The organism is Streptomyces tsukubensis, assembly GCF_003932715.1.
In the GTDB taxonomy this organism is placed as follows: Bacteria; Actinomycetota; Actinomycetes; order Streptomycetales; family Streptomycetaceae; genus Streptomyces; species Streptomyces tsukubensis.
This window is the reverse complement of the sequence record NZ_CP020700.1, coordinates 4706968-4731506: the sequence shown is the minus strand read 5'-3', so window position 1 is coordinate 4731506 and position 24539 is coordinate 4706968. Positions and strand designations below refer to the sequence as shown.

Sequence of the window (24539 nt, the reverse complement as noted above, 5' to 3'; positions counted from 1 at the left end):
CCATCGGGCCCCGTCCACGGTACTTGGCCCGCGCCCGGGCGGCGGGAGTGCCCCCGCCGCGCCGGTCCCGCGGCCTGCTGCGGGGTCACTCCCGGGCGGGCAGGTCCCCGACCCGGTTCTCCCATTTGGTGGAGAGGACGATGGTCGTCCTGGTGCGGGAGACACCCCGGGTGCCGCTGAGCCGGCGGATGGTCTTCTCCAGCCCGTCGACGTCGGAGGCGCGGACCTTCAGCATGTAGGAGTCGTCGCCCGCGATGAACCAGCAGTCTTCGATCTCGTCGAGGTCGCGCAGCCTGCGGGCGACGTCCTCGTGGTCGGCGGCGTCGGAGAGGGAGATGCCGATCAGCGCGGTGACGCCGAGGCCGAGGGAGGCGGCGTCCACCGTGGCGCGGTAGCCGGTGATGACACCCGCCGCCTCCAACCGGTTGATCCGGTCGGTGACGCTGGGCCCGGAGAGACCCACGAGCCGTCCCAGCTCGGCGTAGGAGGCCCTGCCGTTCTCGCGTAGGGCCTGGATGAGCTGCCTGTCGACCGCGTCCATAAACCTGGTGCCTTCCATATATTCAGCAATCCAGCGAGTATCAGAATGAAACTAAGGCACGCAGGGGGCTGCCCCTGCGATCCCTGAAGATGTCCGGGTCTGCCGCTCCGGGTGCCCGGGTCCGCGTACGGATCCGCGCCGACACCGGGGCGCTCAGGCGGGCGGCCCCGGCCGGTCCGCGCGGGCGGCGGACCCGAGTTCGCCCGCCCAGCGCCGGTAGAGCGTGTGCGGCACGCCCACCGCGTCCAGGGCCCGTCCGGCGACGAAGTCCACCAGGTCCTGGATATGGGTCGCCCCGGCGTAGAAGGCGGGCGATGCGGGCAGGACGACCGCCCCTGCCTCGTCGAGGGTGACAAGGTGCCGCAGGGTCTGCCCGTTGAGCGGCGTCTCCCGTACGGCCACCACCAGCGGCCTGCGCTCCTTGAGCGTCACGCTCGCGACCCGCTGGAGCAGGTCCTTGGAGAGCCCGAGCGCCACCCCGGCGACGGCGGCCGTGGACGCGGGCACGATCAGCATCCCCTTGACGGGGTACGACCCGGAGGACGGCCCGGCCGCGAGATCGCCCGCGCTCCAGTAGCGCACACCGGCGAGGTCGGCCGCGGGAAAGGTCCGCGGCTTCCCGTCCGCGCCGCGGGCCAGCCACTCCCGCAGATCGTCCTGCCAGTGGGCGTCCCGGAAGGCGATCCCGGTCTCGTCGAGCAGGGTGAGCCGCGACGCGCGCGACACCACCAGATCGACGGCCTCACCGGCGTCGATCAGCCCCCGCAGCACGGCGGCGGCGAACGGCGTCCCGGACGCACCCGACACCCCGACGACCCACGGCCGCCGGCCGCCGTCCCCCGGCTCTTCTCGTGCTGGCACTTGTGCTGGCTCCACACGGGGAGCCTATCCGGCGCCCGTCATAGCCGATGTGTCAGGACGTACCCGTACGCTTCGGCCGGGCGGGGGGCTACTCGCCGGGGTCGACGGGCAGCGCGGCGGTGTCGAGGACGAGCTTTCCGATACCGGTCTCGACGGTGATCTGCTGCCCGTACGGGATGGTGTCCCGCCCGAGATATCCCTCGGGCCCCGGGTTCCAGCGGATCCCGACCTCGCCCCTCATCGGGTCGAAGATCAGGTAGTGGGGAACACCGCGGGCGGCGTACCGGCGGTCCTTGACCTCGTAGTCGTTGCGGACACTACTCGGGGAGACGACTTCGACGGCGAGTTCCACCAGGTCGGCCGGGTACCAGGACAGGTTCCGCCGATGTTCCTCGGCGGGGATGACGGCGAGGTCGGGACAGAACTCGTTCTCGTCGGTGAAGGGTACGGCGACATCGCTCATGGCGGCCCACTCCGGCCCGAGCTGCCGTTCCAGCTGCGCCCAGACCCGCATGATCGTCTCGTGATGGAACGGCCGCAGGGGAGTCAGCAGGATGTTGCCCTCGACGATCTCGGTCCGATAACCGGGGAACATGCCTTCCATCCGGCTGAGCTGCGAGCGCAACCGGCCGTCCTCCGATGTCGTCACCGCGACCTCCCACGTCCTGCCACGACGCCCGACCGGAAGCTCATCAGACCGTCAGACCGCGCACCACCAGATCCGCCAGGGCGCACACGAAAAGCGTCATTCCGATGAACCCATTGACGGTGAAGAACGCCCGGTTCAGCCGCGACAGGTCGTGCGGGCGGACGATCGTGTGCTCGTAGACGAAGGCCGCCGCCACGATCGCCAGGCCCACCCAGAAGAACGCCCCCGCGTCCGTCGCCAGGGCGTACCAGACCAGCAGGGCCATGGTCACCAGATGGCAGAGGCGGGCGCCGTGGAGGGCGGCCGGGACGCCGAAGCGGGCCGGGACCGAGCGGACGCCCTCCGCGCGGTCCGCGGTGACGTCCTGGGTGGCGAAGATCAGGTCGAAGCCGCCGATCCAGATGCCGACCGCCAGCCCGAGGATCACCGCGTCCCAGGACCAGGAGCCGGTCACCGCCAGCCAGGCGCCGATCGGCCCGATGGCCTGGGCCACGGCGAGGATGGCGTGCGGGAAGTCGGTGAACCGCTTGCCGTACGGATAGACGACCATCGGTACGACGGCGAGCGGGGCCAGCATCAGACAGAGCGGGTTCAGCACGGCGGCCGCGGCGAGGAAGACGGCCAGCGCGATCAGCGCGCCCGTCCAGGCGGACCGGACGCTGACCGCGCCCGTGACGAGTTCCCGGCCCGCGGTGCGCGGATTGCGGGCGTCGATCTCGCGGTCGATGATCCGGTTGCAGGCCATGGCGAAGGTCCGCATGCCGACCATCGCCACGGTGACCACGAGCAGTTCGACCCAGTGGACGCTCCGGTCCACCTGGTACATCGCGGTCAGGGACGCGATATAGGCGAAGGGCAGCGCGAAGACCGAGTGTTCGATCATCACGAGCCTGAGGAAGGCCTTGACCTTGCCGCCGCCCGCCGGGCCCGCGGCCCCCGCCCCGGCGCCGACGGCGGGATCGGCCGCCGTCACAGGCCGTACTCCTTCCAGCGCCGGTCCACCAGCGCCGCGGTGTCGGGGTCCGACTCGACCATGTTCGGCCAGCCGCGGGTGTAGCCCTCCTCGGGCCACTTCGCGGTGGCGTCGATGCCCGCCTTGCCGCCCCAGAACTGCTGGTACGAGGCGTGGTCGAGATGGTCGACCGGGCCCTCCACCACGGTCAGGTCACGGGCGTAGTCCGTGTTCCCGAAGGCCCGCCAGGCCACTTCGTGGAGGTCGTGGACGTCGCAGTCCTTGTCCACCACGATGATCAGCTTGGTCAGGGACATCATGTGCGCGCCCCAGATCGCGGACATGACCTTCTGCGCGTGCTTGGGGTATCGCTTGTCGATCGACACGATCGCGCAGTTGTGGAAGCCGCCGGCCTCGGGCAGGTGGTAGTCGACGATGTCCGGGACGATGATCTTCAGCAGCGGCAGGAAGAACCGCTCGGTGGCCCGGCCCAGCGGACCGTCCTCCGTCGGCGGACGCCCCACCACGATCGACTGGATCAGCGGGCGCTTCCGCATGGTGATGCAGTCGATCTTCAGCGCGGGGAACGGCTCCTGCGGAGTGTAGAAACCGGTGTGGTCGCCGAACGGCCCCTCGGGGAGCATCTCCCCCGGTTCCAGCCAGCCCTCGATGACCACTTCGGCTTGTGCCGGCACCTGGAGCGGCACGGTCTTGCAGTCGACCATCTCGATGCGCTTGCCCTGGACGAACCCGGCGAAGAGGTACTCGTCGATATCGCCGGGCAGCGGCGCCGTGGAGGCGTACGTGACGGCGGGCGGGCAGCCGAAGGCGATGGCGACCGGCAGCTTCTCCCCCCGCCGGGCCGCGACCTGGTAGTGGTTGGCGCTGTCCTTGTGGATCTGCCAGTGCATACCGATGGTCCGGCGGTCGTGCCGCTGGAGTCGGTAGAGCCCGAGGTTCCGCACCCCGGTCTCCGGGTCCTTGGTGTGCGTGAGCCCCAGGTTGAAGAAGGATCCGCCGTCCTCGGGCCAGGTGAACAGCGCGGGCAGCAGGTCGAGGTCGACGTCGTCGCCCTGGAGGACGACCTCGTGCACCGGCGCGTCCTTCACCTTCTTCGGCGGTACGTGGATCATCGAACCGAGCTTCCCAAAGGCCTCGCGCACCCCGATGAAACCGTGCGGCAGCTCCGGCTTCAGCAGCCCGCCGATCTTGTCGGAGATCTCGGAGTACGACTTCAGCCCCAGCGCCTTCAGCAGCCGGCGGTCCGTCCCGAAGACGTTCATCGCCAGCGGCATCGACGCACCGCGCACGTTCTCGAAGAGCAGGGCGGGCCCGCCCGCCTTGTTGACCCGGTCGACGATCTCGCCGACCTCCAGATGCGGGTCGACCTCGACCTTGATGCGCTTGAGGTCTCCCTCGCGCTCCAGGGCCCTGAGCAGGGAACGAAGATCCTCATATGCCATGGGCCCCAGTATCCGGTACCGGCTACCCTGGCCACGTCACCGGGGCCCGCCCGCGCCCCGCCGCCACTCGCCGAAGGACCGTCCGCCCATGCTCCGGTATCTGCCGTTCCTGCTGGTCCTGGCGCTGTGGATCTACGCCTTCATCGACGTGCTGAACACCCCGGAGAAGGAGGTCCGCAACCTCCCCAAGATCGCCTGGGTGATCATCGTCCTCCTCTTCGGCGAGGTCCTCCTCGGCCCGATCGCCTGGTTCGTCGCGGGCCGCCCGCGCCGTACGGCCGCCTACGGCGGTGGCGGTGGCGCCTTCTCCCCGGGCGGCCGCCGCGGCGGCGGCTGGGTCGCCCCGGACGACAACCCCGACTTCCTGAAGTCCCTGGACGACGAGGGCAGGAAGGACAACCCCAAGGACCCGAAGGACTCCAGGGACCCCAAGGACTCCAAGGACGACGAGAAGTAGGGACGTCAGCGCAGCTCGGGCTTGGCCGAACGCGACATCAGCTCCTTGACGGCCCCCTGCGGCGAGACCCCTTCGTGGATGACCCGGACGACGGTCTCGGCGATCGGCATCTCCACCCCGTGGCGTTCGGCGAGGTCGAGGACCGAGCGGCAGGACGTCACGCCCTCGGCCGTCTGCTTCATCGCGGCCGCCGCCTCGGCGACGGTGAGTCCCTTCCCGAGGTTGGCACCGAACGTGTGATTGCGCGACAGCGGTGACGAGCAGGTCGCGATGAGATCCCCCATCCCCGCGAGCCCGGCGAGCGTCTGGGGATTGGCACCCATCGCCACGCCCAGCCTGCCGGTCTCGGCGAGCCCCCGAGTCATCAGAGCGGCCTTGGTGTTGTCTCCCAGCCCCATGCCGTCCGCGATGCCCACGGCGAGGGCGATCACGTTCTTCACCGCACCACCGAGTTCACAGCCGACGACATCGGTGTTGGTGTAGGGGCGGAAGTACGGGGTGTGACAGGCATGCTGGATCCGCTCGGCAACCGTCGTATCGGCACAGGCGACCACGCTCGCGGCGGGCTGACGCCGCACGATCTCTCCCGCCAGATTGGGCCCGGACACCACCGCGATCCGCTCGGGCCCCGCGCGGGTGACGTCTGCGATCACATCGCTCATCAGCATGTCGGTGCCCAGTTCGACCCCCTTCATCAAGGAGACCAGAACCGTGTCAGCTGCGAGCACCGGCGCCCAGGCCGTCAGGCTCTTCCGAAGATGCTGGGCCGAAACGGCGAGGACCGCGATCCCGGCGCCGTCCGCGGCCTCCGCCGCGTCGGTGGTCGCCCTGATGCTGTACGGAAGCTCGGCGTCCGGCAGATAGTCGGGATTGCGGTGGGTCGTATTGATCGCCTGTACGAGTCCGGGCCGACGCCCCCAGAGTGTGACGTCGCACCCTGCGTCGGCCAGGATCACGGCAAAGGCCGTGCCCCAGGAACCAGCTCCGAAGACGGCGACACGAGTGGGCACCACGAACGTCCTTTCCCAGCGGGCGGATCGCGCTGTCAGGCCGTAGCGTACGGCTCCCCGGAGGGATCCGACCCCCTCCTCAAGGTGATGAGGAATGCGCGGCGGGCATCGAGGGTCGGCAGCGTTCTGCGGGCTTCGCGGATCATGCTGTCCGTCCGGGCGTCGCCGACATCCCGCCGGAGTTCCTCCTCGTGGTCCGTCCAGAGCCGGTAGAGCCGACGCCACATGGCGGGTTCGTCGGGCCGGGCGTCCTCTGCGACGAGTTCCAGTCCCACGGCGGCCGCCCGCTCGGCCCAGGGCGAAGGAGCCGAGTGGCGTCTCGCGGTGGTCACCGCCATCCGGCCTCCGGGCTTCAGCAGCCGCCGGGTCTCCAGCAGCGCCCGCATCGGGCTGTGGGCCTTGCCGAGGGTGTCGATGCAGACGATCCCGTCCGCGCAGCCGTCCGGCAGCCCGGTCCGCTCCATGGTTGCCACACGGAAGTCGGCACGACCAGGGGGCAGGAAGTACGGTCGGCGCGCTGCGGCCAGTCCGATCGCCACCGGCGAGATGTCGATCCCGGTCAGGTGTACGGAGTGGGCCCGGGCCAGCCACAGACCGACGCCTCCGGTGCCGCATCCCAGATCGACGAGCCGTTGTCCGGGCCGGAGGCGGAGCCGGGCCACCAGAAGCCCGAGGAGGGGCCAGTCACAGGAGCTGGAAGCCTGGACTTCCGCGGGGTGGTCGTCGCCCATAGCCAGGGCGTAGAGCCGGGCAACCAGTGGTGTGGACGCCCGGCCACGGTGGAACGCGTCGTATGCCTCGGCGGCCCCGCAGGGCCCGCCGTATGGGACGCGGTCGTCAGCCACGGCGTACGCCGGGGCGGGGAACGGACCGTGTCATCCGCATCTCCAGTCCGGGGCCGACGACTTTCACCCCGGCGAAGGAGGACCGCCAGGGCAGGTCGACGGCAATCGGCTCGTAGCCCGTGACCGCGGCCACCCGCTCGGAGACGGCAGCGACCTCGGTGGCGAACTCCCCGAACGTCGCGTCGCATGCCTCGGTCAACGGTGTCCAGTCACCGCTGTACGGTCCTACCGGATCGGGACGCGATGGTGCCGAGGCGAAGGCGTTCTCGTGCGACCCCAGATCGTCCCGGGTGCCCGCGATGCATGTGAGCCGGGACTGAGCGGCTTCCGTCAGGGCCCGGGAGAGCGCGATGCCCGGGTCCCTGTGGCAGCCCGACCCGGCGAAGACCACGGGATAGTCCTCCGCCCAGATATAGGCGGCACAGACCGGGATTCCGTACGCATTCCGCACCAGCGCGATCTCCAGGAACATGGCGGCGTCCAGAAAGCGTGCGATGAGACCGGAGCAGTAGGCGTCCGTGACTGTGGCGGGATCGACCAGTTCGCGCATCGCGCCGCCACCGAGGTGGTCGCGGTGCAGGGTGTCCCGTTCGATCAGCTCGTAGAGCGCGTGGAGAAGTGCCTCGTCCCGGGTGTTTCCGGTAGCCAGACCATTACTGGTGACGTGGAAGACGTCGAATGTCCCGGGAGTGTGTTCGGCCCGGCGGCGGGCCAGATCGGCCGGCACCGGAATCTTCGCCCCGGAGATCAGCCCTCTTCCTTCGGTCCAGTCGAGCGGAAGCTGCGGCAGCCCCTCATGGCGAGTCTTCACCGGCAGGGCGGACATCGGGTAGGGCGGACGGAGACGGTGGTGGGAGACGCGCGCGGCAACGGGAAGCGGCTGTTCGACGAGCCACAGTTCCGCTCCCTCCATGACGGCGGAGATCCGGGCCAGAGTGTCGTCCGCCCCTTTGCCTTGCGAGGTGACCAGCGTGTGGGAGTTCGGCCGGATGGCCGTCCACACGGGGATTCCCAGATGGTCGAGGCCGGTGAGTCTGGCAACCCGGGTAATTCCAAGCAGGGGTAATTCCGGTTCGAGGGCCCGCCAGGTCTCTTCCGGCGGCCGCGCCCGCACGGTTCCGTGAGGGAAGACCTGGCTCATACCTGCTCTTTGTTCCTGAGAAGTCCCAGAACAAACGGCTTCACGGCATCGACGGCTTCCCGCTCGCCCTGGAATCCGCGCTCCCAGGACTCGCCTTCGAGTGACTCCCCGGGGACCGACCAGACGGCGGACAGAACAGTGCGAGCAGTCTCGCCCCTGATGGCTTCGGGGAAGAATCCGGGATGGGTACGGGTCCTCTCCTCGTTCGACCTCAGGCATCGCACGATGGCAGTCCGGTCGGCCCGGGTCTCATGGCGCAGGAGCAGGTCCACCGTTGCCCGGTCCGCCAGGTCGAGATCGGGGCGGACTGCCACGCAGGCCAGGGCGGGCGCAAGCTCATGAGCTTCCGCCCGGCGGAGAAAGCGGTGCCACAGGCTCTTGAAGCCGGGGTCGAAGATCTGCTGGTAGGCGACTCGGTGCCGGATCTTCAGGACGAAGCCGTCCACCTGTGTCGCAGTGAACTCGTTGTGCCACCGACGAAAGCACCGGGTGTTCCAGACCAGACCGGTCGGGGGTGCGGCACTTGGCGCACGGTCGAGAGTCAGAGCCGTTTCCAGGGCCAGAACGGCATCGGCACGTTTCACATCGCCGAAGTAGGGGTCGTCGTGGAGCCGGTCCTTCAGCCACCAGCCGAAGGCCGGTGCACCGCAGCTCCGGCCGGCGGATAACAGAACGCGGAGGGAACGGTGGGCGTAGAAGACCTTTCTCAGCTCGGCGAGTATCAGATCCGACGCCTCCGGGTCGATGACGCCTTCACTCACCGCGAGGCGGAGCGCCTTCCGAACGTTGACCAGGGGCCAGGTGTACGCGGACAGATCCGGAGCAGCGGCCTGTGCGACGGCCACCTCGTCGTCTCCTACGAGGTGGCCGGTGGCGTAGGCGGTGTAGATCTCCCCCACGCCGACCATGCCGCAGTCGGCCAGTTCAGCGGCGCGCAGAGCCCCGATGCTCGCCGCGCCCAGGACGCGAACCCCTCGGGACAGCGTCCAGATGATCTCCTTGTGCCGCACGGCGGGAGCGTGGTGAAAGACGCCGTCGATGATCAGAACCGTGTCAGCGGGCGTGATCCCGGGGTGTAGGAGGTCGCCGTGCCCGATAGGCGGTCGTGGGACGAACCCGGAGTCGGCGAGAGCGGGATCGCCGGGGTGCAGGGTGGGGCCGGTGAAGACATGGACGACCACGGTCACTCCTTCTGGGCCGGGCGCCCATGAGGGCACCCGGCCGCGGCCTCAGAAGGTGTAGCACTCCTCCTGCTCGACGTCCTCGGACTGCACGATCGCGGACGGGTCGACCAGGTCCGCGACGTCGATCTCCTGTATCTCTGCCGCCTGAGCAACGAGCTGCGACTTCGCCTGCTCCATCCGTTCTCCTCCCCGAGGTGGTGCACCACCACCATTGGCCGCTCCACCCCCCGGGTTGTCCAGGGGGCGGACCGGCCAACGTCGTCAGTGCCGGGCGGCGTAGGTGAGGAAGGCGTTCCAGGCGGTCGGGCGGAGGGACAGCTGGGGGCCGTCCTGGATCTTGGAGTCGCGGACGTGGACCGTGCCGGGGCAGGTGGCGACCTCGACGCAGTCGTCCCCTGATCCGCCGCTGTAGCTGCTCTTGAACCAGACCAGTTCTTCGGTGCTCATAGCGCTCCTCGCATCCGCTTCAACAGACCAACGGAGTCTTCCAGACTAAGGGCCTGTGAGCGCATCCTGGCATAGCGCATCTGAAGCATGCTGACGACCTTCGATTCAGAAATGAATTGGCCGCTCTCCTGTCCCTCGCAGTACGCGAACCACTGGTTCTGCGGGGTCTCCAGCAGTCGGATCGGGCCGTCCAGCCCGGCGTGGTTCTCCCGTACCAGCGGCATGATCTGCAGCTCCACATTGCGGTACCGGGCGACCTCCAGCAGACGGTCGAGCTGGCCCCGGGTGACCTCGGGGCCACCCGTACCCCGCAGCAGGACCTGTTCTTCGACGATGAAGCTGAACGCGGTGTTGGGGCGGTCGGTCAGTAGTCGCTGGCGTTCCGCTCGGGCCGCCCACTGTTCTTCGATCTTGTCGTCCCCGAGCGGCGGCAGCTGGTTCCGGAAGAGCGTCAGGGCGTAGGGCTCACTCTGGAGCAGGCCCGGGATCAGCCTGTTCTCGTACGTGTAGAGGCTGATCGCCTCCTCCTCCAGCACGGCCCACTGACGGAACCACTGCGCCAGCCCCCGCCGCCGCGTCAGATGCTTCGCCCCGGCATCCAGCGCCCCGAAGGCGTCCAGGATCTCCTCCGACTGCTCGACATAGTCCGCCGGCGGGAAGCGGCGGCCCTGTTCGATGGAGGCGACCATCTGGACCGAGTACCGCACCATCGGGGCGAACTCCGTCTGGGACAGTCCCGCTCTCTTGCGGAAGGCTTTGAGGATCGCGCCGAAGACCTTGAGGCTGTCCGACGCCTCGGGCTCCCGGCCGCAGGGGCCCGCGTCCTGTTCGTCGTCTTCGAACTCCTGGTGGTCCTCGGGCTCGTTCGACCCGTTCGTTCCGTCCGCCATGACGGACACCTCCCGCGCACACGTGCCTCGTTGCACTCTCTCACCGATAGTCACGACAGGTTCACGGAACGTCCAGATCGGGAGCGCGTACGGGACGGGTGCGTACGAGACGCGGAAAGCCCGCGCCGCGGTGAACGCGGCACGGGCTTCCGGAAGGCGGCGGGGGTCTACGCGTACGAGTGCAGTCCCTGCACGAACATATTGACGCCGTAGTAGTTCCACAGCCAGCAGGCGAAGGCGATCAGGCCCAGCACCGCGGCCTTGCGGCCCTTCCAGCCCGCCGTGGCGCGCGCGTGGAGGTAGCAGGCGTACGCGACCCAGGTGATGAAGGACCAGACCTCCTTGGGGTCCCAGCCCCAGTAGCGGCCCCAGGCGTCGCCCGCCCAGATCGCGCCCGCGATGATCGTGAAGGTCCAGAGCGGGAAGACGGCCGCGTTGACCCGGTACGCGAACTTGTCGAGCGTCGCCGCGGACGGCATACGGTCCAGTACCGAGGTGGCGAAGGCGCCCGGCTTCTCGCCGCGGGCCAGCTTCGCCTCGTACGAATCGCGGAAGAGGTAGACCACCGAGCCCGCCGCGCCGAGGTAGAACACCGCGCCGCAGAAGATGGCCGTGGAGACGTGGATGACCAGCCAGTACGAGTCGAGGGCCGGGACGAGCTGGTCGCTCTCGGTGTAGAAGACCGTCGTCGCCAGGCCGAGGTCGGCCAGGATCGTGCCGGTGAGCAGAAGGCCCATCCAGCGGACGTTCTTCTTCGCCGCGAGGAACGCGAGATAGGTGCCGACCGCGACGGCGCCGAAGGTGATGGAGAACTCGTACATGTTGCCCCAGGGCACCCGCTGCACCGAGATCGCACGGGCGACGACGCCCGCGGTCTGGAGGGCCCAGGCGAGGACCGTCAGGGAGATCGCGATCCGGCCGTACAGATCGCCCTTCTCCGTACCGCCCGCGGCGCCGGGGCCGTCCGGGACGTCCCGGCTGCCCGTGGCGGAGCGGGTCACGACCTTCGGCTTGTCCAGGACGGCGGTGCTGCCGTCCTTGCCGCGGACCTGGACCGCGGGGGCCGCGGCCCCTGCGGCGGCGGGCCGGTTCGCGGTCAGTGCGGCGGCGGTACGGCCGACCTTGCTGCGGCTGCCGAAGATCCACTCGGCGATGTGCGCGAGGAAGGCGAGGGTGTACACGGCCATCGCGGAGTAGATCAGCGTGTTGCTGTACTCGGCGAAGGTCTCGTTCGTCGCGGCGGCGAGATTCACTTCTCAGCCCCTTCGGAAGTTACTGCGGGATCGTGAGGGTCGGTGGAGGTGGAGACTTCGCTGCCGCCGCTGCCGGTGTCGGTGGTCTTCGCGGGAGGCGAAGGCTCCGCGTCATTCTCCCCGGGCTCCGGGTCCGGCGCCGACGGGGCCTGTCCGTGCAGCTGCGCCGCCAGATCGCCCAGCTCCTCCGGGAGCTTCGCCGACTCGCTGCGGCCGAGGCCCGCCATCTCGACGACGGTCACCCCGTCCCGGCCGGTCACCGCCCGCACCCACACCCGGCGGCGCTGGACGAAGAGGGAAGCGGCCAGACCGGCGATCGCGGCGATACCGCCCGCCAGCGCCCAGCCGTTGCCGGGGCGCTCGGAGATCTGGAAGCTGGCCCACTCGACGGTGCTCTCGTACGTGATCGAACCGGCGCCGTCCGGGAGCTTCATCGACTCGCCGGGCATCAGCAGGGCCTTGAGGATCTCGCCCTTCTCGTCCTTGAACTGGACGAGCTTGCGCGTGTCGAGCTGGTAGACGTTCTGCGGCAGACCGGAGTCCACGCCCAGGCTGCCGCGGTAGGCGTTGACCGCGAGGACGGGGAAGTCGAGGGCGGGGAAGGTGGAGAACATCGGGTTGCCGGCCGAGGTCCCGCCGCCGTGCTCCTCCTTGCTGCCGAAGGTCGGCACGAACCACGCCTTGAAGCCGAGCTGGTCCTTCTTGCCGTTCTTGTCGCGGTAGCCGTCCATCACCTTGATGGCGCCGCTGGAGGTGATGTTGCCGTCCACCGGGAGCAGCGGGACGGCGGCCTTGTCGAGGACGACCTTGCCCCGGCCGTCGCGGACGGTGATCACGGGCGCGTAGCCGTGCGAGAGGAGGTGGATCTTGGATCCGTCGATGGTCAGCGGCTTGTTGACCTCGATGACCGCGTCCTGCTCCTTGCCGCCGGGCTTGCCCCAGCGGATGGCCGCCTCGAAGGTGCGGGCGGTGCCCTTCTGCGGGCCGCTCTTCTCGTAGGTGGCGGTGAAGCTCTTGAGGTCGAACCAGAACCGGTCGAGGTTGTCCGCGTCGTACAGGGCGCCGGAGCGGAAGTCGTCGTACTGCGTGAGCGTGTTCGCGAAGCCGTCGCCCTCGACGATCAGCTTTCCGCCCTCGGACTTGAACAGCTGTCCGGCGGCGAAGGCCAGCAGCATCACGATCAGGGCGACGTGGAAGACCAGGTTCCCCGCCTCGCGCAGATAGCCCTTCTCGGCGGCGACCGCGTCGCCCGCGATCCGGGCCCGGAAGCGGCGCTTCTTGAGGAGGGCGAGGGCGGCCTCGCGGACCTGCTCGGGCTCGGCGTCCGTACGCCATGTCGTGTACGCGGGCATCCGGGTCAGCCGGCCGGGCGCGGCCGGGGGGCGGCCGCGGAGCTGGCCGACGAACTGCCACGACCGCGGCACGATGCAGCCGATCAGGGAGACGAACAGCAGGATGTAGATCGCGGAGAACCAGACCGAGCTGTAGACGTCGAAGAGCTGGAGCTTCTCGAAGACCGGGGCCCAGAACTCGTTGTTCTCCTTCCAGGTCTGCACCTTGAGGTCGTCGACCATCCGCTGCGGGATCAGGGAGCCCGGGATCGCGGCGAGGGAGAGCAGGAAGAGCAGGATCAGCGCGACCCGCATGGAGGTGAGCTGGCGCCAGAACCAGCGGGCCCAGCCGATGACACCGAGGGACGGGCCGCTGCTGAGGGTCGCGAGCAGTTCCTCGCGGGGCGCGGTGGAGAGCTGGGCTCCGGCCGCCGCCTCCCGGGAGTCCTCGTCGGGCGGCTGCGCCGCCCGGTCGCGGCCCTGGGTGTCCGTGTTGCTCATGGAGGTCAGATCCCTACCGTGAAGTCGCTCGTCCAGACCTGCACCTGCTGCATCATGAGGTCCCAGACTCCGGTCAGCATGAGCACACCGGTCGCGATCATCATGATGCCGCCGATCCGCATGACCCAGACGTAGTGCTGTTTCACCCAGGCGAACGCGCCGAGCGCCTTGCGGAACGCGAGGGCCGTGAGGATGAAGGGGAGCCCGAGGCCGAGGCAGTAGGCGAAGGTGAGCGCGGCGCCGCGGCCCGCGCTGCCCTGCTCGGCGGCGAGTGTCATGGCCGCCGAGAGTGTGGGGCCGATACAGGGGGTCCAGCCGACGCCGAACAGCGCGCCCAGTATCGGGGCGCCCGCCAGACCGGTGGCCGGGCGGGTGTGGAAGCGGAATTCGCGACGGGTCAGCCAGGGCATCGCGCCCAGGTAGAAGGCGCCCATCAGCACCATCACCACACCGAGGACCCGGGTGAGGGTCTCCTGGTGTTCGAAGAGCGTCGCGCCGAAGTAGCCGAAGAGGGCGCCGCCCGAGACGAAGACGGCGGAGAAGCCGAGGACGAAGAGGGAGGCGCCGAGGAGCATCCGGCCGCGGCGGGCGTCGGCGAGATCGGTGCCGCTGGTCCCGGTGACGTACGAGAGGTAGCCCGGGACCAGCGGAAGGACGCACGGGGAGAAGAACGAGACCAGCCCGCCGAGGACCGCGAGCGGCACGGCGAGCAGCAGGGTGCCGCCGAGCACGGTGGTGTTGATGTCGGTCGACGCGAGGACGACCGCCGGCTCCACGTACGTCACGGGGTCACTTCTCCGCGATCAGGGGGTCGATCATGGAGCGGATCTCCTTCTCGGAGATCGCCTTGAGGACGCGCGCCGCGACCTTCCCGTCCCGGTCCAGGACGACCGTGGAGGGGATGGCGTTCGGCATGAGCGTCCCCGTGGGGAAGCCGGTGGCGATCAGCTTGCCCTTGGGGTCGTACAGGCTGGGGTAGGGGACCTTGTAGTCCTCCTCGAACGCGAGGGCCGGGCTCTTGTTGAGGTCGCGGGTGTTGATCCCGACGAATTCGACGCCGTCCGCCTTGGTGTCGGTCGCGGCCTTGGCCAGGGCGGGTGCCTCGGCCCGGCAGGGCGGGCACCAGGAGCCCCAGACATTGAGGACGACGATCTTGCCCTTGAGGTCGGCGACGTCGAGCGGCTTGCCTTCGAGGGTCTCCCCGGCGATCTCGCCGATCGGCTTGCGGTCCGCCTTGGCGACGGTGGAGATGCCGCCGGTGTTGGTGACGAAGTTGGTCTGCCCTCCGCCGCCGGAGGTGCCGCCGCCGGTGCAGGCGGACAGGGTGAGCGCCCCGGCCGCGACCAGGGCGGCTGTCAGGGCAGCGCGATATGCACGGCGATGGCTCATGTGAAAAGTTTCGCATGGGGGATTTGGCGATCTTTCCGGCCCCCCTCCATGCCCGCAAGCACCCCATTGGGGACAGAGCGCCCTTTGTCAGGCGGCCTTAAGGAAAGTGTTCCAGCCGCCTTCGGGCTTCCGGCCGACGTCGAGGGTGCGGAGCTTGGCGAGGACGGCGGGGTCCTGGACGTCCAGCCAGTCGCAGAACTGGCGGAACGAGACCAGGCGGACGTCCTTCCGTCCGGCCATGCCCTTGACGGCGCCCTCGACGGCGTCCATGTAGATGCCGCCGTTCCACTGCTCGAAGTGGTTGCCGATGAAGAGGGGGGCGCGGTTGCCGTAGTAGGCGCGTTCGAAGCCCTTCAGATAGGCGCCGGTGGCCTGCTTGCGCCAGCCCGGCCGTTTGGCGGTGACGCCGTTGGAGGAGAAGCCCGACTGGTTGACCATGAAGTTGTAGTCCATGGAGAGCACCTCGAAGCCGCGGCCGGGGAAGGGCAGCGACTGGAGCGGGAGGTCCCACAGGCCCTTGCGCTTGACGGGCCAGACCTGGCGGCCGCCGGGCGAGCTGGCGTCGTACCGCCAGCCGAGCTTCTTCGCGGTCGGCAGGAGCTTGTCCTGTCCCAGCAGACAGGGGGTGCGGCCGCCGACGAGTTCCTTGCGGTAGTCGAAGGGGAGCGGGGCGATATCGGTCCAGCCGGTGTGGGTGCGCCACTTGGTGACGAAGTCCATGGCCTGGGAGATCTCGTTCTCCCAGTCGGCGGGCGTCCAGCGGGCCACGGAGCGGGAGCCGTCGCCGCAGAAATGGCCGTTGAAGTGGGTGCCTATCTCATGGCCGTCGAGCCACGCCTGCCGCAGCAGCTTCAGGGTGTCCTTGATATGGGCGTCGGTGAGATAGCCGATGTCGGAGGCGCCGACGGCGTTGTTCGGCGGCCGGTAGAGATCCTTCTTCGATTCCGGCAGGAGGTATATGCCGGAGAGGAAGAAGGTCATCTTCGCGTCGTACTCTTCGGCGATCTTGAGAAAGCGGGGGAACTGTCCGTCGCCGACGTCTCCCGCGCCGTCCCAGGAGAACACCACGAATTGCGGCGGGGCCTGTCCCGGCAGCAGTTTGACCGGCGGCGGGGGCTGGTTGGGCTGGGGGCCGGTATCGGCGGTGGAGCCGTCGCCTATCGGCCTCGCGGGGCGGGTGGAGGGTGAATCAGCGGGTGCCGGGCGACCGCTCTCGGCGGAGGCTCCGCCTGTGCTCTTCCCTTCGCCGGTGCCGCCGCTTCCGCCGTTTTCGCCGGTGAGGATTCCGCAGCCCGCGAGTCCGCCCGCGGCGGCGACGGTGATCCCCGCTCCCAGAAGTCCCCTGCGACTCATGGGCGCACGGTTGTTGTCACGCATGTCGATCATCCCCGCCTGTTCCGGTCCGTCCGTGTTCTCCACGAACATGAAAGGAGAGGACGGAAGCGGTGGACCGGTTCCTGAATTGCGACCGGAAATGCGGCGGGGCCGGAGGTACGGGTCGTTCCGCACTTCCGGCCCCGGGACTTTCGGCCCGATTCTTCGACGGAGGATCAACAGTCGGGGTTGATCGGGAACCCTTTTCCCCGGATTTCCGTCGCCGGGCGGCTCACGACGATCCGGGCACGACGATCCGGGCACGACGATCCGGGCACGACGATCCGGACAGGGCGATCCGGACAGGGCGATCCGGACAGGCGGCACCCAGGGCGGGGCTCCGGACAGGGCGGCACCCCGGGCGGGGCGGCCCACCCGAGGGGTGGGCCGCCGCCCGCCGGGATGCGTCAGGCTCCGAAGGCCTTCGACTTGCCCTTGACGGGCTTCGCCCCGGCCCGCAGATGCGGCGGGACCAGGTCGAGCGCCGGTTCCGTATAGGCGACGGAGACGATTTTGTCTCCTTCGTACGTGAACGAGGTCAGCGAGGCGAGCGTGCACTGGCGGCGGCGCGGATCGTGCCAGAGCCTGCGGTGCTCCACGAAGCTGCGGACGATCCAGATCGGCAGCTGGTGGCTGACGCAGACGGCCTCGTGGCCCCGGGCCGCGTCGCGGGCGGTGTCCAGGGCCCCCATCATCCGGACGACCTGTTCGATGTACGGCTCGCCCCAGGACGGGCGGAAGGGGTTGGTGAGGTGCCGCCAGTTGCCCGGCTTGCGCAGGGCGCCGTCCCCGACGCCGAAGGTCTTGCCCTCGAAGACGTTGCCCGCCTCGATCAGCCGGTCGTCGACGGCGATGTCCAGGCCGTGGGTCTTGGCGACCGGGTCGGCGGTCTCCCGGGCGCGCTCCAGCGGGGAGGAGACGATATGGGTGATATCGCGGCCCGCGAGGGACTCGGCGACCTTGTCCGCCATCTGCCGGCCCAGTTCGGAGAGGTGGTAGCCGGGGCGGCGGCCGTAGAGCACGCCGTCGGGGTTGTGCACCTCGCCGTGCCTCAGGACGTGGACGACGGTACGGACGGGCTTGCCGTCCTGCTGTCCGTCCGCGGCTCCCTGCGCCCCGGCCGTGACCTCCGCGCTCATGCCGTGGCCTCCGCCGCGGCGCGTGCGGCGGCGGGCAGGGCGGCGGCGATCCGCTCGACGGCCCGGGAGTCGTGCGCGGTGGAGACGAACCACGACTCGAAGGCGGACGGCGGCAGATAGACGCCGTTCGCGAGCATGGAGTGGAAGAAGGCGTTGAAGCGGAAGGCTTCCTGCCGCTTGGCGTCGTCGTAGTTGTTGACCTCGTCGGCGGTGAAGAAGACCGAGAACATGTTGCTCGCGGTCTGGAGCCGGTGGACCACGCCCGCCTTGGTCAGCGCGTCGCTCACCAGCGTCCGGATCTCGGCGGAGACCGCGTCCACCGTCTCGTACGCCGCCTCGTCGAGCAGCCTGAGCTGGGCGAGCCCGGCGGCGGTGGCGACCGGGTTCCCGGAGAGGGTGCCGGCCTGGTAGACGGGCCCGGCGGGGGCGAGGTGGCCCATCACATCGGCCCGGCCGCCGAAGGCCGCGGCCGGGAAGCCGCCGCCCATGACCTTGCCGAAGGTCATCAGGTCCGGTTCGACGCCGTCGACGCCGTACCAGCCGGCCCTGCTGGTACGGAAGCCGGTCATCACCTCGTCGGAGATGAACAGCGCGCCGTTCTCCCGGCAGAGGTCCTTCAGCCCCTGGTTGAAGCCGGGCAGCGGCGGGACCACGCCCATATTGCCCGGGGACGCCTCGGTGATCACACAGGCGATCTCGCCGGGGTGGGCGGCGAAGGCCGCGCGGACCGCTTCGAGGTCGTTGTAGGGCAGGACGACGGTCTCGCCCGCCTGGGCGCCGGTGACGCCCGGGGTGTCGGGGAGGCCGAAGGTGGCCACGCCGGAACCGGCGGCGGCCAGCAGCGCGTCCACATGGCCGTGGTAGCAGCCCGCGAACTTGACCACCTTGGCGCGGCCGGTGAAACCGCGGGCCAGCCGGATCGCGGACATCGTCGCCTCGGTGCCGGAGGAGACCAGCCGCACCTGCTCGACGGGGGCGATCCGGGCCACGATCTCCTCGGCGAGGGCGACCTCGCCCTCACCGGGCGTACCGAAGGAGGTACCCCGGGCGACCGCCTCCTGGACGGCGGCGATGACCTCGGGCCGGGAGTGGCCGAGAATCATCGGTCCCCAGGAACAGACGAGGTCGACGTACTCGCGGCCGTCCGCGTCGGTCAGATACGGGCCGGAGCCGGACACCATGAACCGGGGCGTACCGCCCACGGCACGGAAGGCGCGCACGGGAGAGTTGACGCCGCCGGGCGTGACGGCGGAGGCGCGGTCGAACAGCGCCTGGGAGACTGGGGCTTCGTATGGATACGACACTTTGGCCACTCTGTCCTGATCTGCGATTCGAGGGTGGGGGCGGCCGAAGACCCGTCGGACGGTTGATCTCGGCCACGGTTGAGTGAGGAGGGCGTACTCCTCGTATTACGAAACGGCGTCAGCCTCCTCGCATCTGCGAAACTGGGGCCACACAGGGAAGACTCATGGAATCCATGGTGTCAGAGGCCCCTGCCGTTCTTCGCGGACAGGTGTTTCACCGTTAGCCCGCGGGGGAGGCAACTGTCACGATGATCGGGTTGCACGGCGGGGCCGGCGAGTGGTCGGGTGGAGATATGTATCGCGGTGGCGGACTGGGCGAGGGGACCGGCGACCGGGGCCCTGAGCCCACCGGACGGGGAAGACACCGGCGCGGTGGCGCGGGCGACCCCCACGCTGGCCCCCACGCGGACGCGCACGCAGATGCGAACGCACGTGCGAACGCCTTCGACGCGGGCGCCATGTCAGGCAGGAGCGCCCGGGTGGGAGTGACGTACAAGTACTTCGGCGCACCCGACGGCGCAACGGCCGCGAGAGTCCCGATCTCGATGCGCCCCGAGGAGCTCGGCGGCGACGAGCTGGGTATGGGCGGCCTCTTCTCCAAGATCAAACCCGAGACGATAGCCGCGATGGTCCTGACGGGCATAGAAGGCATGCCCCTGCACCGGGTCCCCCCGCTGGAGCTGGTGGTCCTCCACCCCGACTACGCGGTCGTCAAGCTGCCCATGACCGTCGTCGACCCGCTGCGCGGCGTCGGCGAGGAGTCCGTGGGCGCGGCGGCGTTCATCTGGTCCACGGTCCCCGACCGCGGCGGCCCGCGGGACGCGTTCAACGTCTACCAACTGCTCCACGAGTGGCAGGACTTCTCGCACCGGCTGCACGAGGCGGGGCACCAGCCGTACTGTCTCGTCTGGCCCTGAGCCGGGGTTTCGGCGGTAGCGGGCGGGGCCCTCGGCCGAGAACCCCGCCCGCCACCGCCCGCCACCGCCTGGCACGGAACCGGCCGGAGGGTGGTGCCGGGAGCGCCTGGAACCCGGCCCCGTCAGGGAACGTCGAGCGGGGCGGCGGAGCCGTACTACCGTCTCGCGTAGTGCAGGAACTGCCAGCCCAGTACCGCCAGGGTGAGTGTCTGCGCGAGGGAGACGGCCACGAGCGCGGGACGGGCGGCGGAAGAGCACCAGAACGCGGTCACGCAGATCATGGGCAGGGCCAGGTACGTGAACAGATCCACCGCGGTCTGTATGCGTTTGCGCGTCGTGCGGCTCGTATCGTCGCGGTGGTAGAGCTCCCAGCCGAACACCGTGCCGTGGGCGCCGCTGAGCCCGGCCAGCCGCGGTCCCAGCTGGTCGCGGATATAGCAGCCGACCGCCGAGATCTTCTCGTCGTTGACCAGATAGGTCCAGCCCAGGACCAGGCAGATCGCGGGGACGGCGAGCAGCAGTTGGGCCTGTCCGCTGCGGGCGGTGATCGCCAGGACCGCGACGGATGCGGCGAGCGTGAAGTAGAGCAGGTTGTCACGGAACCCGATCCGGGTCTTCTGCTCCTCCTTGATGCGTTCGTACTCGGCCAGCAGCAGTCTGCTCTCGGTGATGTCTTCGGTGTCGGCCATCGCCCTCCTTCGACGCGGATCCCGGATCGGCTGATGCGTGGGCGGACAGGGCGGGCCCTGCCCGCCCCGAACGACCGGAGGATTCAGCCGGCGGCATGGAAGGACGGCAGGTTTCGGGGGTTGTTCCGTTCGATCCAGCCCTTTCCGTCCGCCGCGAGCCCTTCCAGCAGCCGGAAGGTGTGGGTGAAGCCGGCCGAGCTGAGGTTGATCTCGGCGATCTGCTCGGCGTCCTCGTCCGAGGCCAGTTGATGGGTGTCGGCGTCCTTGACACGGATGTTCCTGGCGGGCCCGTTGGTGAGGATGAGCTCCAGGTCGTAGCCGACTTGAGGGTTCTCCGCGACCTGTACGGAGGACAGCGCATCGAACCGGTAGTTGCTGCGCTGACCGTTTCCCCACTTGTCTTCGGAGATCTCGAACTCCGCGCTGACCTCACGAACGCCGTCCTGGGTGACCAGGAAGAGCCGCAGGCTGTAGCGCGAGTACCGCCAGGGGCCGCCCTTCACCCGTCCCCGCTTGTAGGGGCGTACGGGAGTCATCAGAAGGGTGTGGGTGATCAGATCGCGCCAGCCGAGCTGGTAGTGGCGGAGTGCTTCGTCGACGAACAGCGTCTTGTCGCAGGTGAGCCAGGTCTCCATTTCCAGTTCGTTCGGCCGGGTGGCGTCCAGGAACGACTTCCAGTTCTGGTAGGCGGCTTGGCGTGCGCCCAGCCGCTCCTCGTACTCCCGGGTCTCCTCGGCCAGCCGGTTCTCTTCGCTCCGGGCCTCCAGCCACGAGGCGCTGGCCGTGTGCCCGGACCAGACGGCGGCGACCGCGGCCAGCAGGGCGGGCAGGGCACCGGCCCCTGAAGTCACGGTGTCGAGCAGGAACAGCGTCGCGATGCCGAGCGCGGCCAGCGCGACCACGGACACCGCCTTCACCATGGCCGATGTCCGATTCTGGAGGGGGTCGTCGAACAGAGTGCCCCTTTGGTAACGGTCACGGGCGTCCTCGGCGAGATGGCGGATCAGCCAGTTGACCCGTTCCACGCCGATCCGGCTCTCGCGGTAGAGGAGCGCGATCTCGGCTACGAGACCGTTGCGGATGTGAGTGGTGAGACCGAACCATTCCTGCGGGGCCACTCCATGAGGCACGTGGTTACTGAAGTAGGAGTCGAACGACTGGCGGACCCGGTTGGTGAACCCGTCCCCGGCAGCGGCGGGATGGCCCGCGGGCAGGACCGGGAACTTCTGGCGCCGGGCCCTCAGCCGACGTTCCTGGTAGTGCCATCGGCCGCCGAAGTGAATCGCGGTCGGACCCGCGACGAGGAGCACCAGTAACTCGACGGCGGCTGCGGCAGGATCCGCTACCAGTGCCGAGACGGAGAGAAACGCGGTGGCGACGGCGAAGACGCCGGTACGGACCCGGATCCTTGCCCGGGCGGGGGCGCCCGTGCTCGGACGGGGCATCAGAGCCCGTGGGCCGATGGGCTCGGGTTCGAAGTAGGCCCAGACCCGTTGCGACCGGTTGTTGCCGAAGCGGTCCGCCTCGGCCCGATCGCGGTAGCCGGCCCACAGGCTCTCTTTCAGTCCTCCGGTCAGTACCAGGTCGAGGTGGTGGAGGAGCGCATCGTGCTGGCGGGGTGACAGGGCTGCCAGCCGGTCCAGTACGCGCCCTGCTTCGTCTTCTGCGACGCTGTGCATCTCCAGCAGTTCGAAGGCGACACGCAGGGCGTCTTTCCACTCGCCCTCGGCGTAGCCCGGTACGCGTCCGAAAGCCCTGTGCAGTTGCTGACGCTCTTCGGTGTTGAGGTCGTGATAAGCGCGTCCGCTGAGCATGGCAAGCACCCAGTGGAAGCTGACCTCCGCACTGTCGTAGTCGCCTTCGATCGCTTTACCGATCATTTCGCGAGCGCGGCTGGGGATGCCGTTCTCCAGGGACCGCACACCGATCCGGTACTTCTCCTGCGGTGAGGCATCCGGATGGACGAAGTAGACGTTGGAATTGTGGACGGCCTCGGCCTGGATTCCGACGGTGGAATCGAATGCGGCCGAGTGGTAACGGCCGTGGGTGCCGTCGTTCATGACAGCTCACCCGCCGCGGCGACCAGGGGCGCGAGCTTGGCCGTCAGTTCCGGAGAATCCGCGATCAGACCGCGTAACCTCTTGAGTGCCATCATCGCCGCCTTGGGCGATGCCGAGCTGTTCTCCCTTGCCGTCCGGCGCGCGAAATCCAGCTCGGCCAGGGACTCCCGGTAGGTGTCGTCGTCGAGCATTCCCCCGGCGTGGTGACGCTTCAGGTCCTCACGGAAAACGCCCAGCTCCGCGACCAGGTCCACCGGACCGGTCACCTTCGGGTGCGTGCCCATATGGACGCTGCTTCCCTTGACCGAGCCGGCCATGATGCCCACCGTGCTGTTGTGAGCGGTGTTGCTGACATGGTCCTTGAAGCCGTCGGCCTGATGAGCCCTGTCTGCCCGTTCCATCGCGATCTGCTCCTGTTCTCCGGCCAGTTCCACGGCCAGCCGGGTGGCGAATGCCGCTGCGTTGGCCGCGGCTCGTGGTTGCCAGTTACGGTCGTCCGCGCTGTTCTTCGTACCGTCGGCCCGGTCGCTGATTCCCCGGATGATGCCCACCGGTGCCCCGTTGAGATGACCGGCTTGCGCCACACCGGCGGCTTCCATCTCGATGGCGAGGGCGTCGTTGTAGTTCTGCCGGATCCACCGCGCCTCGGCCGAGATCTTCGAGTTCTGCACGATCTCGCCCGCGGCGATCGCGCCGAATCGCACCTCCGGCACGGGCCCGGTACCGGGCGTTTCGTCGGCCCAGTCGTTGACGCGCGCCAGATGCGAGCCGATCTGGCTGATGCCGTGTGCCGTCTCCCAGACCCGGGGGCGGGATTTGAGTCCGTCGTCCTCGCTGGTCGCGCCGTGGTAGGCGTAGACGTGTGTCGCCATCACCACGTCGCCCAGCCTCGCGGTCTCCCACAGGGCACCGGCGACTCCGACGAACAACACGGCGACCGGCGAGAACTCCTGTACGGCGCGCTCGGCAATCACCGCAGCGGAGTGATTCCCCTTGTTCGTCAGACCGAGCGCCACACGACATGAAGTGCCCTGCACGGTTCCCACCTCGAACCGCGTGCCGCGCTCATGGCGGTGCACCTGCGGACCGGCCAGTTTCCGGCGCACGGCCTGGTATTCGAGATTGAGGGCGGTGAGAATCACCACCAGGTCGTTCGACATCTAATCCCCTTCCTCTCTCGTGTTCTCTTCCGCCGTGGGCGGCACAGGCCGGATCAGCGGTGGAAAAAGGGCCGTCTGCGGCCCTGCCCGGTACAGCCGTGCGGGCCGTCCGCCCGTGGACCTGCGTTCCGATCCGGCCGGAACGATGAATCCCTTGACCGCCTGGACTTTCCGGTAGAAGTTACGGGTGTCGAGCTCGGTGCCCCAGACCGCCTCGTACACCTGCTGCAATTCGACTATGGTGAAGAGTTCTCCGCAGAACGCCGTGGCCAGAGCCGAGAATTCCAGCTTGGTGCGCGCGCGTTCGATTCCGTCCCTCACTATCCGCAGATGATCGAAGGCCAGTTCCGCCTCGCCGGAGAGAACGGCTTCCGCGGGAACCCAGGCGGCATCCGCGGCATCCGTTCCCGCGACCGGTTCGGGGAGTCGCGGGGCGATCGCCAAGTGGGCCACGGAAACGACGCGCCCCCGCGGATCGCGACCCGCGTCGCCATAGGTGGCCAGCTGTTCAAGGTGTACCCATCCGGCAGTCAGAGCGGTTTCCTCACTCAACTCGCGGTGGGCGGCGTCCAGGATCTCCTCTCCGGCGTGATTGAGGAATCCACCGGGCAGCGCGAGCCTGCCCTGAAAAGGATCTTCGCCGCGCTCCACGAGCAGAATGCACATTCGCCCCCTGCGCAGCGTCAGGATCACCAGATCGACCGTCAGCAGCACTGGAGGGGGTGACCATGGTTCAACTTGCATAAGCTGCACGGTACTTCAGTTTCTGTCACTTTAACAAGAAGGGTGCGGAGGGGTGCCTGATGCGGTATGCCGGTGGCGCCCCGAACGGGCATATCGCCATCCACTACGCATGCAGCGTGGGCCGATGGGTGGCCACTGATCCGGTGTTGTCCCGAAACGACCGGTCTCCGGACAGGCCCGCCAGGTTCCCCCTATCGGGTGAACCGCGGTCCGACTTATCGACCGGGGGCAGCCGGCC

The 24539-nt window shown here is 68.9% G+C and carries 25 protein-coding genes; 2 read left to right on the top strand and 23 right to left on the bottom strand.

The features are described from left to right. Positions 1-85: 85 nt before the first annotated feature. From B7R87_RS19385 to B7R87_RS19365, 5 genes are all read right to left on the bottom strand, one after another. Positions 86-541, bottom strand: a complete 456-nt coding sequence (locus tag B7R87_RS19385; RefSeq protein WP_006347371.1) for an Lrp/AsnC family transcriptional regulator — start codon at positions 539-541, stop codon at positions 86-88. Positions 542-694: 153 nt separating this feature from the next. After that, positions 695-1402, bottom strand: a complete 708-nt coding sequence (locus B7R87_RS19380) for a UbiX family flavin prenyltransferase (RefSeq protein WP_040914965.1) — start codon at positions 1400-1402, stop codon at positions 695-697. Positions 1403-1490: 88 nt separating this feature from the next. Next, positions 1491-2051 (bottom strand): Uma2 family endonuclease, encoded by a 561-nt coding sequence (locus B7R87_RS19375; protein WP_040914966.1) that lies wholly within the window; start codon positions 2049-2051, stop codon positions 1491-1493. A gap of 43 nt (positions 2052-2094) precedes the next feature. Then, positions 2095-3024, bottom strand: coding sequence for a menaquinone biosynthesis prenyltransferase MqnP (gene mqnP / locus B7R87_RS19370; protein WP_006347374.1), 930 nt, complete (start codon positions 3022-3024; stop codon positions 2095-2097). Then, complete coding sequence (locus B7R87_RS19365; RefSeq protein ID WP_006347375.1) at positions 3021-4466, bottom strand: menaquinone biosynthesis decarboxylase; 1446 nt, start codon at positions 4464-4466, stop codon at positions 3021-3023. The genes mqnP and B7R87_RS19365 overlap by 4 nt, the downstream gene beginning before the upstream one ends. An 88-nt stretch (positions 4467-4554) precedes the next feature. Between B7R87_RS19365 and B7R87_RS19360 the strand changes: the two genes are divergently transcribed. Further along, positions 4555-4923: a PLD nuclease N-terminal domain-containing protein gene (locus tag B7R87_RS19360; RefSeq protein WP_006347376.1), complete on the top strand. Its 369-nt coding sequence runs from the start codon at positions 4555-4557 to the stop codon at positions 4921-4923. A 5-nt stretch (positions 4924-4928) separates the two neighbouring features. On the opposite strand, the gene B7R87_RS19355 is transcribed toward B7R87_RS19360, so the two are convergent. From B7R87_RS19355 to hemL, 14 genes are all read right to left on the bottom strand, one after another. Continuing rightward, a complete protein-coding gene (locus tag B7R87_RS19355; protein ID WP_006347377.1) occupies positions 4929-5936 on the bottom strand; it encodes an NAD(P)H-dependent glycerol-3-phosphate dehydrogenase in 1008 nt (335 codons plus the stop codon). 32 nt (positions 5937-5968) lie between these two features. Further along, positions 5969-6778: a class I SAM-dependent methyltransferase gene (locus B7R87_RS19350; RefSeq protein ID WP_045852909.1), complete on the bottom strand. Its 810-nt coding sequence runs from the start codon at positions 6776-6778 to the stop codon at positions 5969-5971. After that, complete coding sequence (locus tag B7R87_RS19345) at positions 6771-7919, bottom strand: YcaO-like family protein (protein WP_006347379.1); 1149 nt, start codon at positions 7917-7919, stop codon at positions 6771-6773. Before B7R87_RS19345 ends, B7R87_RS19350 begins: the two co-directional genes overlap by 8 nt. Continuing rightward, entirely contained in the window at positions 7916-9100 is a 1185-nt protein-coding gene (locus B7R87_RS19340; protein WP_006347380.1) for a TfuA-like protein, read from the bottom strand. The genes B7R87_RS19345 and B7R87_RS19340 overlap by 4 nt, the downstream gene beginning before the upstream one ends. A gap of 48 nt (positions 9101-9148) precedes the next feature. Continuing rightward, complete coding sequence (locus B7R87_RS34150; RefSeq protein ID WP_269847460.1) at positions 9149-9280, bottom strand: hypothetical protein; 132 nt, start codon at positions 9278-9280, stop codon at positions 9149-9151. A gap of 84 nt (positions 9281-9364) precedes the next feature. Continuing rightward, positions 9365-9550, bottom strand: a complete 186-nt coding sequence (locus B7R87_RS19335; protein ID WP_006347381.1) for a DUF397 domain-containing protein — start codon at positions 9548-9550, stop codon at positions 9365-9367. Beyond that, entirely contained in the window at positions 9547-10440 is an 894-nt protein-coding gene (locus B7R87_RS19330) for a helix-turn-helix domain-containing protein (RefSeq protein WP_078902188.1), read from the bottom strand. The genes B7R87_RS19335 and B7R87_RS19330 overlap by 4 nt, the downstream gene beginning before the upstream one ends. A 167-nt stretch (positions 10441-10607) precedes the next feature. Next, on the bottom strand, positions 10608-11693 hold the full coding sequence (gene ccsB, locus B7R87_RS19325) for a c-type cytochrome biogenesis protein CcsB (protein ID WP_006347383.1): 1086 nt from the start codon (positions 11691-11693) through the stop codon (positions 10608-10610). Beyond that, the gene (resB, locus tag B7R87_RS19320) at positions 11690-13525 is read right to left on the bottom strand and encodes a cytochrome c biogenesis protein ResB (RefSeq protein ID WP_006347384.1); all 1836 of its coding nucleotides are present in this window, start codon (positions 13523-13525) and stop codon (positions 11690-11692) included. Before resB ends, ccsB begins: the two co-directional genes overlap by 4 nt. A gap of 5 nt (positions 13526-13530) precedes the next feature. After that, a complete protein-coding gene (locus B7R87_RS19315) occupies positions 13531-14301 on the bottom strand; it encodes a cytochrome c biogenesis CcdA family protein (RefSeq protein WP_040914981.1) in 771 nt (256 codons plus the stop codon). A gap of 13 nt (positions 14302-14314) precedes the next feature. Next, positions 14315-14914, bottom strand: a complete 600-nt coding sequence (locus B7R87_RS19310; protein WP_006347386.1) for a TlpA family protein disulfide reductase — start codon at positions 14912-14914, stop codon at positions 14315-14317. Between the two features lie 87 nt (positions 14915-15001). Further along, on the bottom strand, positions 15002-16291 hold the full coding sequence (locus B7R87_RS19305; protein WP_040914983.1) for a polysaccharide deacetylase family protein: 1290 nt from the start codon (positions 16289-16291) through the stop codon (positions 15002-15004). A gap of 404 nt (positions 16292-16695) precedes the next feature. Then, on the bottom strand, positions 16696-17427 hold the full coding sequence (locus tag B7R87_RS19300) for a histidine phosphatase family protein (protein WP_006347388.1): 732 nt from the start codon (positions 17425-17427) through the stop codon (positions 16696-16698). After that, positions 17424-18740, bottom strand: coding sequence for a glutamate-1-semialdehyde 2,1-aminomutase (hemL, locus tag B7R87_RS19295; protein ID WP_040914967.1), 1317 nt, complete (start codon positions 18738-18740; stop codon positions 17424-17426). The genes B7R87_RS19300 and hemL overlap by 4 nt, the downstream gene beginning before the upstream one ends. Positions 18741-19024: 284 nt before the next feature. On the opposite strand from hemL, the gene B7R87_RS19290 reads away from it, so the two are divergent. After that, positions 19025-19648, top strand: a complete 624-nt coding sequence (locus B7R87_RS19290) for a hypothetical protein (protein WP_078902189.1) — start codon at positions 19025-19027, stop codon at positions 19646-19648. Between the two features lie 155 nt (positions 19649-19803). Here the strand turns inward: B7R87_RS19290 and B7R87_RS19285 are convergent, their stop codons facing one another. From B7R87_RS19285 to B7R87_RS19270, 4 genes are all read right to left on the bottom strand, one after another. After that, positions 19804-20337, bottom strand: coding sequence for a hypothetical protein (locus B7R87_RS19285; protein WP_006347391.1), 534 nt, complete (start codon positions 20335-20337; stop codon positions 19804-19806). An 83-nt stretch (positions 20338-20420) separates the two neighbouring features. Continuing rightward, entirely contained in the window at positions 20421-22397 is a 1977-nt protein-coding gene (locus B7R87_RS19280; RefSeq protein WP_006347392.1) for a hypothetical protein, read from the bottom strand. Continuing rightward, on the bottom strand, positions 22394-23557 hold the full coding sequence (locus tag B7R87_RS19275; protein ID WP_006347393.1) for a 5'-methylthioadenosine/S-adenosylhomocysteine nucleosidase family protein: 1164 nt from the start codon (positions 23555-23557) through the stop codon (positions 22394-22396). The genes B7R87_RS19280 and B7R87_RS19275 overlap by 4 nt, the downstream gene beginning before the upstream one ends. After that, positions 23558-24301 (bottom strand): NUDIX hydrolase, encoded by a 744-nt coding sequence (locus B7R87_RS19270; protein ID WP_078902190.1) that lies wholly within the window; start codon positions 24299-24301, stop codon positions 23558-23560. Between the last annotated feature and the right edge of the window lie 238 nt (positions 24302-24539).